At 60.6% G+C, this 12,763-nt stretch carries 10 protein-coding genes and 1 tRNA gene; 1 reads left to right on the plus strand and 10 read right to left on the minus strand.

Going from position 1 to position 12,763, the window contains the following annotated elements:
- Positions 1-83: 83 nt before the first annotated feature.
- Positions 84-1,037, minus strand: a complete 954-nt coding sequence (locus QMB98_RS08910) for a Bax inhibitor-1/YccA family protein (RefSeq protein ID WP_371685376.1) — start codon at positions 1,035-1,037, stop codon at positions 84-86.
- Between the two features lie 376 nt (positions 1,038-1,413).
- A tRNA-Leu gene (locus tag QMB98_RS08915) sits at positions 1,414-1,486 on the minus strand.
- Between the two features lie 107 nt (positions 1,487-1,593).
- Here QMB98_RS08915 and nhaA point away from each other — a divergent pair.
- Positions 1,594-2,874, plus strand: coding sequence for a Na+/H+ antiporter NhaA (gene nhaA, locus QMB98_RS08920; RefSeq protein WP_371685377.1), 1,281 nt, complete (start codon positions 1,594-1,596; stop codon positions 2,872-2,874).
- A gap of 217 nt (positions 2,875-3,091) precedes the next feature.
- Here nhaA and QMB98_RS08925 read toward each other — a convergent pair whose 3' ends face one another.
- From QMB98_RS08925 to QMB98_RS08960, 8 genes are all read right to left on the minus strand, one after another.
- Positions 3,092-4,030: an exopolyphosphatase gene (locus QMB98_RS08925; protein ID WP_371685379.1), complete on the minus strand. Its 939-nt coding sequence runs from the start codon at positions 4,028-4,030 to the stop codon at positions 3,092-3,094.
- A 96-nt stretch (positions 4,031-4,126) separates the two neighbouring features.
- Positions 4,127-4,639 (minus strand): DUF501 domain-containing protein, encoded by a 513-nt coding sequence (locus QMB98_RS08930; protein WP_371685381.1) that lies wholly within the window; start codon positions 4,637-4,639, stop codon positions 4,127-4,129.
- Positions 4,636-5,172, minus strand: coding sequence for a septum formation initiator family protein (locus QMB98_RS08935; protein ID WP_371685382.1), 537 nt, complete (start codon positions 5,170-5,172; stop codon positions 4,636-4,638). The genes QMB98_RS08930 and QMB98_RS08935 overlap by 4 nt, the downstream gene beginning before the upstream one ends.
- A 196-nt stretch (positions 5,173-5,368) precedes the next feature.
- Positions 5,369-6,649 carry a phosphopyruvate hydratase gene (gene eno, locus QMB98_RS08940; protein ID WP_371685383.1) on the minus strand — a complete coding sequence of 427 codons (1,281 nt, stop codon included), beginning with the start codon at positions 6,647-6,649 and terminating at the stop codon, positions 5,369-5,371.
- Positions 6,650-6,871: 222 nt separating this feature from the next.
- Positions 6,872-7,396, minus strand: coding sequence for a hypothetical protein (locus QMB98_RS08945; protein ID WP_371685384.1), 525 nt, complete (start codon positions 7,394-7,396; stop codon positions 6,872-6,874).
- Between the two features lie 59 nt (positions 7,397-7,455).
- Positions 7,456-11,022: a transcription-repair coupling factor gene (mfd, locus tag QMB98_RS08950; protein ID WP_371685385.1), complete on the minus strand. Its 3,567-nt coding sequence runs from the start codon at positions 11,020-11,022 to the stop codon at positions 7,456-7,458.
- A complete protein-coding gene (gene pth / locus QMB98_RS08955; RefSeq protein WP_371685386.1) occupies positions 11,022-11,600 on the minus strand; it encodes an aminoacyl-tRNA hydrolase in 579 nt (192 codons plus the stop codon). The genes mfd and pth overlap by 1 nt, the downstream gene beginning before the upstream one ends.
- Positions 11,601-11,655: 55 nt before the next feature.
- Complete coding sequence (locus QMB98_RS08960; protein WP_371685388.1) at positions 11,656-12,300, minus strand: 50S ribosomal protein L25/general stress protein Ctc; 645 nt, start codon at positions 12,298-12,300, stop codon at positions 11,656-11,658.
- Positions 12,301-12,763 lie beyond the last annotated feature (463 nt).

Below are 12,763 nucleotides of genomic sequence, written 5' to 3' on the forward strand. Positions count from 1 at the left end.
AACTGTCACCTATGTCCTGATACAGAAACGTCACCTATGTCTTGAGACATCACACTGCGAACTATGGGGCTTGGCCCTATCTACTAGTCCTGATTGAGGATTGCGATGAGTCGGAGGATCTCGAGGTAGATCCACATGATCGTCATGACGATGCCGACGGCTGCCGTCCATGCGAACGACTTGGGCGCACGGTTCGCAACAGCGATCTTCGCGGTCTCAAAGTCGTTGATCAGCATGTAGGAGGCGACCACGATCATGATGATGCCGAGGAAGACGCCGAGCGGGATGCCGGCGATCTCAGCGGAACGCATGCCCCAGGGAGCATCCACCATCCCGGTCCAGGAGAGGAAGAGGTTTGCGAGGGAGAAGACGACACCAGCGATCATGATCGTCAAAACGATCTTCATGCCCTTCGACGTGGTGCGGACAAGACCTGTGGTGTGCAGGAACCAGCAGACAGCAACAACGGAGACGGTCGCGAGGATGGTCTGGACTGCGATGCCCGGGTAGATGACCTCGAGAACGCCTGTCAGCGTTCCGAGTGCCACACCCTGAAGGGCGGAGTAACCAATCGTCAGGCCGGGACCAAGCTGACGCTTGAAAGCCATGACAAGGCCAACAACAAAGGCCGCGAGCGAGCTACCGACCGCGATGGTCATGCCCAGGCTGATGTCGGACGAGGTAGCTCCGGACGGAATGAGGAGCATCCAGGACAGCGCACCAGCAAGAATAGTGACGCCGAGCAGGATGCCCGTCTTCATCATGATGTCTTCGTAGGTGATGGCGGGCTCGCCGTTGGCCGCACGGTTGTCCTGCGGGAACGCGGTCTGTTCGTAGCCGTACCCCTGCTGGGTGCCGTACTGCTGTGCGGGCTGGGTGTACTGGGCCTCGCCGTACTGCTGACCTGCGTACTGCTGGCCGTACTGCTGCTGCCCCTGCTGGTCATTTCCGGGGGCGTATCCCGGCATGGTCGGGTAACCAGCCGGGGTGCGCTGCTCGGTAAAGTACGAGTTGCGCGACATAATCGGATTGCTCATTTTGCAATTCCTCCAAGATCTTAGGTTTGCACTGTCTGCAGTCTAACGAAGTCACCACACAAAACACAGAACCCCTACCATGATTAGCCTCGGGGTGAACTACCCACGTCCAGGGCGTTGCCAGGTATCCTGGACCGGAGCCGCCAACCAAGGCCCCTCTTTCGCGGCATTATCACCGACTCGGTATTGCCGGAAAGAAACAGCTCAGGAGGCAATAAATCAACAGAATGTTGCAATTTGGTTTCAAATATGGCGTCAAATGTGACGAGGTCAACACGTCAGTTACGGTGTGATTCAACCACGCACATGCCCTGCCGCCGAGTTTCGCCTCAGGGAACGAGTTTCGGTCAAACTCTTGGCATTTCGCGGGTTCCTGTACCCCCGATGGGACTCGAACCCATACTGAATCGATTTTAAGTCGACTGCCTCTGCCATTGGGCTACGGGGGCCCGGTCCAATTATGCAAGATCATGCCAACAATCACAGAATTCGGGCCGATTTGCGCGGGTATTGTGATGGAGAGATACAGATCAGAGAAAATCACGACGGAGAATCAATGGCTGCAACTCAGAACCCCATCCGGTGGTACGCGAACAAGCTCAAGTCCGAAACTTTCGCCGGCGGAATGCTCATGCTCGGGGCGTTCATCGCCCTCATTTGGGCGAACTCCCCCTGGCGAGAGGCGTACTCGACGATCTCGAACACAACCGTTGGTCCAGGTTCCCTTCACCTCGATTTGTCGATTGCCACCTGGGCCTCGGACGGCCTGCTCGCAATCTTCTTCTTCGTTGTTGGTCTCGAACTCAAGACCGAGTTCGTGACGGGCAGCTTGCGTGACATGAGGCAGGCCCTGGTCCCCATGATCGCTGCCGTGGGTGGCATAATGGGCCCGATCCTCGTCTACATCACGTTGATCACGATCTCGGGTTCCGGTAACTACGACGGCTGGGCCATTCCCGTCGCTACGGACATTGCGTTTGCTCTGGCCGTTCTTGGGCTCTTCGGTAAGGGCCTACCGACAGCGGCACGCACATTCCTGCTCACCCTTGCCGTGGTCGATGACCTCCTTGGCATCACGGTCATCGCCATCTTCTTCACCTCGGAGATCAACTTCCTGTGGCTTGCCGCGTCTTTCGCCGCAACCGCACTCTTCGCGGTTCTCGTAAACAAGCGAGTCGTCCACTGGTGGCTACTCTGGCCCATCGCGATCTTCGCCTGGGTTGCCATGCACTCCTCCGGCGTCCACGCCACCATCGCCGGCGTTCTCATGGGCCTGTCCGTGCCGGCAATCGCCGCGGCGAAGGAATCGAAGCCCCTCACCGAGTACTTCGGCGAGAAGTTCGACTTCTGGTCCTCCGGCATCGTCCTCCCCATCTTCGCGTTCTTCGCGGCTGGCGTGAACATTGTCGATTCGGGCGGCTTGGGCGACATGCTTACCCACCCGGTCGCCATCGCCATCTACCTGGCTCTCCCCGTCGGTAAGTTCATCGGCATCTGGGGCGGCACAGCGCTCCTGACAAAGGTGTTCAAGCTAAAGCTTGGCAAGGGACTCAACCTCGGTGACATCTCCGCTATCTCCATCATCGCCGGTATTGGATTCACGGTGTCGCTCCTCATTGCTCAGCTCTCCTTCGATCCGAGCCTTGACGTGGCCGGCTACGCCCGCGTCGCCGTCATCGTCGGCACCATCATCTCAGCCATCGTCGGCGCCTTCGCGTTGCGAATCAGGGCGCGTGTCCACGCCAACGATCCAGCGACAGCCCACGACGCCACCTCGGACGACATTCGTCTGGATGGTCGTCCGAACCTGGATCCCGACGAGGAGACCACCAAGTAGGCAAGCGATCCACGTGGAAACTCGTTGGTGACACGTCGAAACTCGTTAGTGACGCATTCGTGAACTAGAGACACGTTAAGCTAGTCAGTTAACCAATTTATCTCGATATGGGTGTGCCCCCCCCCCCACACCCATATTCCTTCCCAACCACGTCGCCTCTGAGCTCTTCCTCCTTCAAGCCAAGGAGACGACATGAGGAAAGAAGACTTTGGCCGTCTTAGTCGATCTCTCCGGCTGCCCAGAGGGCAATGCCGTCAAGAATGTCGTGCTCCGAGGTGGTGACGGACGTGATTCCGATTTCGCGCTCGAACCTGCCCACGACCTCTGACCACACGAGGGCGCCAGCGCCGATGACGTCGATGCGGCCGGGGTGCATGTAGCCCTCTTTCGTACGTTCCTCGCGCGTGGCTGACAGCAACCAGTCGCATGCTCCGTAGACCTCATCCAGGGTCAGTGTCGCGCCGTCAATCGCGTCCGGATCATATTCGGGAAGACCGAGGGCGCGTGCGGTCACGGTGGTGACGGTGCCTGCGAGACCGATGAGCCTCGTTGCGGCAGTGATATCCACGTGTTGCGTGGCCTCGTCGAGGGCGTTCCGAACGTCTCTGCGGGCCACCTCAACCTCGGCCTCGGTGGGCGGATCGGACTTGAGGTGTCGTTCAAACATTCTCACGCAGCCTACATTCATGGAGAAAGAGCCGATGACGCCGTCGGCCTTGGAGCCAACAACGATCTCGGTGGAGCCGCCACCCAAGTCGATCACGGCGACGGGATCGGTGACGTCGATAACGGAGGCGGCACCGAAGAAGGACAGCTGCGCCTCGCGCTGGCCCGAGATGACTTCCGGGGTCACTCCGAGCCGGTTCTGGATGCCGGAGATGAAGACGTCGCGATTCCTCGCGTCACGGGTTGCGGAGGTGGCAACGAACCGAATGTTCTCAACATTGTGTTCACGGCACAGGTCCGCGTATCGTTCCGCGGCTTCAAACGTGCGGTCGAGGGCTTCCTGAGCAAACTCTCCCGTGGTGTCGACGCCCTGTCCTAGGCGCACCACTTCCATGGTGCGAACGACGTCGACGAGTGGCTGGCCTGGCTCAATGTCTGCAATGAGGAGGCGGATGGAGTTGGTTCCACAATCAATACCGGCAACTTTCACTTCTTAAGAGTGCCACGATTGCGTGACTCTTTCGAGCCCGAAACCGTGAGTCTTCTCGAAGCGTTCCTCGCTACCGGAAGGAAACCGGTACCGCGCCTACTCGGCGTCGGCGTTCTCCTCGCGATCCTGCACGCACGTGCACGTATCAACTGACCAGTCGATGAGAGAAAGTGCGAGATCGCCGATGGGGTTGATGCCGGGGCCGACGGCGAGGCTGTGGCCGACGAGGGCGTGCAGGCACTTGACGCGGGTGGGCATGCCGCCCGCGGAGATCCCAGCGATCTCGGCGACCTCACCGTGGCGGTTGCGTCGCTCGATGTAGTCCTCGTGGGCAGCGCGGTACGCCTGAGTGAGCTCCTCATCATTTTCGAGGCGCTCACTCAGCTCCGCCATGAGCCCGCTTCCCTCGAGGCGGGAGACCTCGAGTACCACCTGGGGGTGAGTCAAGTAAAAGAGGGTCGGGAAGGGAGAGCCGTCCTCGAGCCGAGGAGCGGTCTCAACAACGGTTGGTTCACCGCACCCGCACCGCGCAGCAACACCAATGACTCCACGCGGGACTCGCTGGAGTTGGCGCTTAAGGGCTGCCAGGTCGGCTTCAGTGACGGTCACTCGTTCTCTCCTACGTCGGGGGTAGATCCCGGGTCGGTCGGGTCTACGACTTCTTCACCATCGTCGCTGTATCCGGCGATGGTGACCGAATCCCACATGGTCGTGAACCAGGGGGTGGCGGCCCTGCGATTGTATTCCAATTCGGTGGCTAGGGCTTGACGCTGTTCTTCCGCGGTCCCCTCGCTCGGGTCCTCGACCGTGTACAGCACCTCTCCCGGCTTTACGTACCCGAGGCGCTCACGCGCCTGCGCACGCACGTACTCGTCGTCGTTCCAGAGCCGGCTTTCCGCCTCGAGGGCGGCGATGCGGGCCTGGGCCTCCTCGACAGAACTATTGAGTTCGCGAAGTTCCTGCTGCTGATCCAGGTAATTGCCGAGGGTGGGGGTCACGATAATGATCGCAAGAACGGCCACGAGGATCACGGACACCACTCGGAGGGACAGCGCCCTCACCTTGCCGTCCTCACCACCGACAACGACGCTTCTCTTCACCCGTTCCTTGGACTTGAGGCGGGGAGCATCATCGACTTCCACTGTCTTGCGACGGGGTCTTTCAGAGGCGGTGCTCGTTGCGGTTCGTCGAGGCGCACCCGGTCGTGTCGGACCGCGAGATGCACCTGGGCGTCGAGAACTCATGGTTTCCATAGTAGAGCCGGCCCCACGGGATGTCCCGCAGGGCCGGCTCTGTGTCGCTTATTCAACACTGACCAGGCAGTACCTGGTTTGGTGCTTAGAAGCTAGCGCGGGGGAACGCGTTGCGTCCCGCGTAGGATGCTGCATCGCCGAGACCGTACTCGATGCGAAGGAGCTGGTTGTACTTGTTGACGCGCTCGCCACGAGCGGGTGCACCGGTCTTGATCTGGCCGGAGTTGGTGGCAACGGCGAGGTCAGCAATCGTGGTGTCCTCGGTCTCACCGGAGCGGTGCGAGGTCATGGACTTGAAGCCTGCACGGTGTGCGGCCTCAACGGCGTCGAAGGTCTCGGTCAGGGTACCGATCTGGTTCACCTTGACGAGGAGTGCGTTGGCGGCACCGGACTTGATGCCGCGGGCAAGACGCTCGGGGTTGGTGACGAACAGGTCGTCGCCAACGATCTGGACGCGATCACCGATCTCGGTGGTGAGGGCGGTCCAGTCATCCCACTCGTCCTCCGACAGCGGGTCCTCAATGGAGACCAGCGGGTAGTCGGCAACGAGCTTCTCGTAGTACTTGATCATTTCGTCGGTGGTCTTGAGGCCACCCTCGAACTGGTACTTGCCGTCCTGGAAGAACTCGGTCGAAGCAACGTCAAGAGCAAGAGCAACGTCCTTGCCCGGCTCGAGGCCGGTCTTCTTGATGGCGTCAACGATGAGGTCGAGAGCTGCAGCGTTCGACTCGAGGTTCGGTGCGAAGCCACCCTCGTCACCGAGACCGGTGGAGAGGCCACGCTCCTTGAGAACGGACTTGAGGGAGTGGTAAACCTCAGCACCCCAGCGGAGGGCTTCCTTGAAGGTGGGGGCACCGAGAGGAGCAATCATGAACTCCTGGATGTCAACGTTGGAGTCCGCGTGGGAACCACCGTTGAGGATGTTCATCATCGGGACGGGCAGAACGTGTGCGTTCGGGCCGCCGAGGTAACGGTAGAGGGGCAGGCCAGCAGACTCAGCTGCAGCCTTGGCAACCGCAAGGGAAACACCAAGGATGGCGTTTGCGCCAAGCTTGCCCTTGTTCGGGGTGCCGTCAAGATCGATCATGGTCTGGTCGAGAACGCGCTGCTCGTCAGCCTCCAGGCCAACAACTTCGGGCTCAATAACTTCGAGAACCGCGTTAACGGCCTCCTCGACACCCTTACCCAGGTAGCGACCCTTGTCACCATCGCGGCGCTCAACAGCCTCGAAGGCGCCGGTGGAAGCTCCCGAGGGAACCTGTGCTACGGCGTAAGCGCCGTCATCAAGCTGGACCTCAACCTCAACGGTCGGGTTGCCACGGGAATCGAGAATTTCACGGGCGTTCAGTGCCTCAATAATGGCCACTGGGACTCCTTCACAATATAGACATGTGGTCGTATAACCACACTCATTCTAGTATGTCCTTGCCCATTTTGAACCGGGACTTTACTACTGGCCGAAACAAGCCTCACTCCCTGAACGTCGGTGCACCACGAACCCAGGACCTGGGAAAAAGAAAAGGGAAGCGAGTGCGCTTCCCTTCACTTTGCTCACCCGTGGGCATGGCGCCCACCGGCGGAGTTCTCGCTAGCCGAGGGGGCTGGCCTCCGTAACCTCAATGAGGTAGTCGCGGCTGGGCTGGACGAGTCCAATCTGGTCGCCGTCCCACTCACCAAAGCGCGGGTTGACCTCGATATCGGCCTCGGTGGCGGACGCGCTGAGCTCGCCCATGAACAGCATGACTTCATCATCGGACAGCATGCCACCATCCACCATGAGGGTGAGGGCAAAGTAGTCGATGAGGGTCTCGGTGCGGCCCGTGTAGTTGGCGTTCTCGTCGAGACCAAGCTGGAGGACCGTGAGGTCCTGCAGTTCCTCGTCGATGACGATGCCGATGTTGTCGATGGCGTCGGAGGCGAGTTCCGCCTGAATGAGGAGGGAAAGTACGGCCCCAGCGTCCGTGTTTAAGCCCTGCTCGCGGAAGTCCTCCTGAACCTGCGCGAGATCATCAATCGTAATGTTGTCACCTTCGACAACTGCGGCTGATGATGGGTCGGTTGAGCAGGCTGCCAGTAGGAGACCTGCTCCAGCCAGTGCGACAAGCTTCTTCACTTTTTCCTCCAGAGGTTCACTGATTGTGATGATAGAGCCATGACCTGAAAATTCTCGACTTAGGCATCCGGGTTGTTGCCGCCGCGACCTTCGCTATCGGGCAGGAATACCGCCCTGAGTAGGTCGTTCAGCCATTCCACGAAGTCCTCGTTTGTGACGGGTTCGGGGCTGGCTCCGAGCCGTTGCTGTGGGCGGGTCGGGAGCGGAATCAGGGCAGAACGGACACCGGGTTTGAGCACGGTGCGCGGATGTAGTCGCTTGAGGCGCGCCTGACGCGAGTCGGGCAGGGACACCGGGTAGAGCCTCATGTACTCCCCCTGCATGACCGCTTCCTCGAGCTTCGCTTCGCGGAGCTTCTCGCGCAGCTGGGAGAGGAGGAACATGCGGGAGACGGCGGGCGGGATCGGGCCGTAACGGTCGACGAGTTCCTCGCGGATCTGGTCGCGTTCTGCTTCACCGTTCGCGTTCGCAACCTTCGAGTAGATGTCGAGCCGGAGGCTCTCCTGCGGCACGTAGTTGTCCGGGACCGTGGCCTCGATGGGGAGATCGATGCGGATGGGAACGGGAGCTTCCTCTTCCTGCCTGCCTCCGGTCAGCATCGCCTGCATGCGCTCCACCTGTTCGGAGATCATGCGGACGTACAGGTCGAAACCAACACCGGCAATGTGGCCGGACTGTTCGCCACCCAGCATGTTGCCGGCACCACGGATCTCGAGGTCCTTCATGGCGACCTGGATGCCGGAACCGAGGGACGTGTGGGACGCGATCGTGCGCAGGCGCTCGAGAGCCGTCTCGGTCATGTTCGTGTCGGCCGGGTACAGGAAGTAGGCGTAGGCGCGTTCCCTGCCTCGACCCACGCGACCGCGGAGCTGGTGCAGCTGGGACAGGCCCAGCTTCTCGGCGTGATCAACGATCAGGGTGTTGGCGTTCGAGATGTCGAGGCCGGTCTCGATGATGGTCGTACACACGAGCACATCGATCTCGCGATCCCAGAACTGCTGGATCACGGTCTCGAGCTGCTTCTCGCTCATCTTGCCGTGGGCGACACCGATCTTTGCCTCGGGAACGAGTTCTTGCAGTCGGGTGGCCTGGGCCCTGATCGACTGGACGCGGTTATGGACGTAGAAGACCTGTCCGTCGCGCAGAAGCTCGCGGCGGATCGCGGCGGAAATCTGCTTGTCTTCCGAGACACCCACGTACGTGAGGATTGGGTGGCGTTCCTCGGGAGGGGTCGCGAGGGTCGACATCTCGCGAATGCCCGTCACCGCCATCTCCAGCGTGCGCGGGATCGGCGTTGCCGACATGGACAGGACATCGACGTTGGCTCGCAGCTGGGTTAGTGTTTCCTTGTGTTCCACGCCGAAGCGCTGTTCCTCGTCGATGATGACGAGGCCGAGATCCTTGAACTGGATCGAACCGGTCAGGAGCCTGTGGGTACCGACAACGACATCGATGGAGCCGTCCTTGATGCCCTTCTTGACCCGCTCTGATTCCTCATCGGACTGGAAGCGGGAGAGTCCAGCAACAGTGACAGGGAAGCCTGCGTACCGTTCCTCGAACGTCTCCAGGTGCTGGGATACGAGAAGGGTCGTGGGAACGAGAACCGCCACCTGCTTCGAGTCCTGCACGGCCTTGAAGGCGGCACGGATCGCGATCTCGGTCTTGCCGTAGCCGACGTCACCGGAGATCAGGCGGTCCATCGGAGTCTCCGACTCCATGTCCTTCTTGACCTCCTCGATTGTGGCGAGCTGGTCCGGTGTTTCCGTGTACGCGAAGGCGTCCTCAAGCTCACGCTGCCACGGCGTATCCGGGGAGAACTGGAATCCCTTGGTTGCCTTGCGGGTGGCGTACAGCCGCACCAGTTCACCGGCGATCGCCTCAGTAGCCTTGCGGGCCTTGGCCTTGGTTTTCGCCCAGTCCGAGCCACCCATCTTTGACACGTGGGGAACTTCGGAACCCGAGTAACGGGACACGAGATCGAGGGAGTCCGTGGGGATCCACAGCTGGTCCCCTGGCATGCCGCGCTTCGAGGGCGCGTACTCAACAACAAGATACTCGCGGCGTGCACCATCCGTCCCATCGATGTCCCGGGAATCCATGCGCAGGAACTTGCCGACACCGTGATGATCGTGAACGATGTAGTCGCCCGGTTTCAGCTGAAGCGGATCAACACCCGTGCGCCTGCGCGAGGGCAACTTCCTCATGTCCTTCGTCGAGGATCCGCCCTTGCCGGTCATGTCCGACGCCGCAAGAACGGCTAGCTTGACGCCAGGGGCAATGAAACCGGTGCGGATGGGAGCCGCAATGACCGTCACAACACCCTCGAGGGGTGCGCTCAGGTCGTCAACGAACTCGGCCGGAATCTCCTTCTCGCCAAGTTCGGAGGCGATGCGGCGGCCAAGGCCACCACCCTCGACCACGATGATGGGCCACCAGCCCTGCTTGGCCAGCATCCCCATCTCGACCAAGGCGGCATCAACATCGCCGTGGAAAGTCTTGGGTTCCCTCGCATCAACCGACAGCTTCGTGCCATCGAGTTCGCCGTCTCCCGTGAACCCACCAAAGGTCCACCACGCCATTCCCCTCTTGCGGACGTCGCTCTGAACGGTCGACAGTTCCAGGAAGGAAGCCTCGGAAACGGTGAGCGGAACCTCGCCACCGGCCGCAGCCGAGGACCACGCCGCCGCCAGGAACTCCTCCGTCGTTGCCACAAGGTCGGCACTGCGGGAGTAGACGCGTTCGGGTTCAACAACGACGATCCGGGAATCGCCGCTCAGTAGCTCGTACATCGGTTGCATCCCGCCGGTGAGAACGGGAGCGAGGGATTCCATCCCCTCAACCGGGATGCCCTGGGCAATCTTTTCGAGCATGTCGCGCGCACCAAGGAGACTATCTGAGGCCTTCCGGGCACGCTCGCGCACCTCATCGTTCAGGAGGATCTCGCGGCACGGCGGCGCATAAACCACATCGACGGTCTCGAGTGAACGCTGGTCCGCTACCGAGAAAGAACGAATCTCATCGACCTCGTCGCCAAAGAACTCGATGCGGAGCGGATGCGATTCGGTTGGCGGGAACACGTCAAGGATGCCGCCGCGGATCGCGAACTGACCACGCGACTCCACCATGTCGACGCGCACGTAGGCAGCATCGACGAGTCCCTGAGCGAGCTCCTCCAACGGCACTTCGTCGCCGGTCCGCACACGCACGGGAACCATGTCCCCCAGGCCCTTGACGATGGGCTGAAGCAGGGCACGGATCGGGACAACAAGAACCGATAGCTTCCCGAACTCTTCCGGGTGGGTCAGCCTGCGTATGACGGAGAGTCGCTTCGCCACCGTGTCGGCACGGGGCGAGAGCCGCTCGTGCGGCAGTGTCTCCCAGGAGGGAAAGAACTCGACCTCGTCACGAGGCAGGTACGCTGCGAGGGCGCCAACGAGTTCCTCGCCGTCCCTGCCCGTTGGGGTCACGACAACGGTGGGCTTATCCCCATCGGTTGCGAGGAGCGAGAGCGCACCCGGCACGAGTCCAAGCGGCATGCCAACATCGAGGCGGCGTTCCCGGGAAAGGGGAAGCCCCGCCAAAGTAGAGTCTTGGCGGAGCCGTTCAAGTATGTTGCGAAAATTCATCAGTTAGAGTGTAAGTCAGCCTGTGTCGCAACGAACCCTCGAGAGAGAATGCTCTCGACTACGTCAGCGGCCTTGGCAACTGTCACGCGGTATTCCGTGAGCGCAGTACCGGTGATGGGGCTGAGCACGTAGTCCGCAGCATCCTGGGTGCCCGGGGGCCGACCCACGCCGATCCGTAGCCTCTCGTAGTTCTTACTGCCAAGAGCGGAGGAGATGGACTTTAGGCCGTTGTGCCCGCCTTCACCACCACCGTCCTTCAATCGGAGCGTGTGCTCCGGGATATCTAGATCGTCGTGAATGACGAGCAGATCGTGGGGTTCGATCTTGAAGTACTGAAGCAGACCCTTGACGGGGCCACCCGAGACGTTCATGTAGCTGTCGCAGACAGCGAGAACAAAGTTCCCTTCACCAACGGGGGCCGTCATGAGCCTGCCCGTCATGATGTAGTTCCTGGAGCGGTGTGCGGCAAGAGTTCCGTTCGAGCGCGTCACGAGCTCATCGATCACCTTGTGACCGATGTTGTGACGCGTGTTCGCGTACTTCGGGCCCGGATTACCGAGACCAACAATTGCCTTCATACACCTGCTCCCATGAGGAGCGCCTGGGTCGGAACCCGGGCGCCCACTCGATTAATTACTCAGAATCCTCTTCGGAGGAGCCGGACTCGGCCGGAGCCTCATCCTCAGCGGACTGCTCAGCGGCCAGTGCCGCATCAACCTCTTCGATCGCGGCGTCAGCCTGCGGAACGATGACCGAAACAACGAGATCCTCGGGATCCATTTCGGTGGTCACCGACTCGGGGAAGACGATGTCGGCGATGCGGATCTGTGTGCCCTCGGGCTTGCCCTCAACGTCGACCTCGATGTTCTCGGGGATCGCGGTGGCGTCAGCCTTGACCACGAGTGAAAGAATATCGGTGGTGACAACGGTGCCGGGAGCGGACTCACCAACAACGGTAACCGGAATGGTGACCTCAACCTGCTCGCCCTTGCGGACGCCGATGAGGTCGATGTGCTCGATGTCCCAGGTCATCGGGTGGCGCTGGATGTCGCGAACGAGTGCGAGCTGGTCCTTGCCGTCAACCTTGATGGTGACGAGGGCGTTAGCGTTGTGACGGACGGCGAGGAAGGTCTCGTGTGCGTCGAGCGCGAGGTGAATGGTGTCGCCACCGTGGCCGTAGACCACTGCGGGGATCTTGCCCTCGCGGCGAAGGCGACGAGCTGCGCCCTTACCGAAATCGGAGCGAACGTCGCTTGTAAGCTTTACTGAATCTACCAAGATGTCTCCTAAATGTTCGGCACGCCGAGGCGTGCATCAGCCTCGAAAGCCACGTGCCGGATGACACCTGGACCGCGTCGATAACGGAGTGCGAATGAACCGCCTCCCTCGCCGAGGCAACCACAACATGGTAGCGCACGGGACCAATCAGCGGGAAGACAGGTTGATATGGCCCCGCTCACCCTCGCCACATACTCCCAGATCACATGCTCGCTTCTCGGAGCAGAGCCTCAGAAACTACGGCGGTACCCACCAATCTCATTAGGACTTACCAGTCTGGAATGGTTACATACGGGTTCGGGCCGGCTACATGCCGACCCGAACTCACTACTCATTCAGTTTTATTCAATTGTTTTGCTCAATTGTTTTGTTCACGTGTTTTCAACTACGTGATGGACCGAGCACGTGAACTGGCTCTTCATAATTGGGGGTGTAGTTTGTTTTGGAATCCGCCGCTGCCCAG

Origin of the sequence: Flaviflexus sp. (assembly GCF_041440645.1) — a bacterium.
Lineage (GTDB): Bacteria > Actinomycetota > Actinomycetes > Actinomycetales > Actinomycetaceae > Flaviflexus.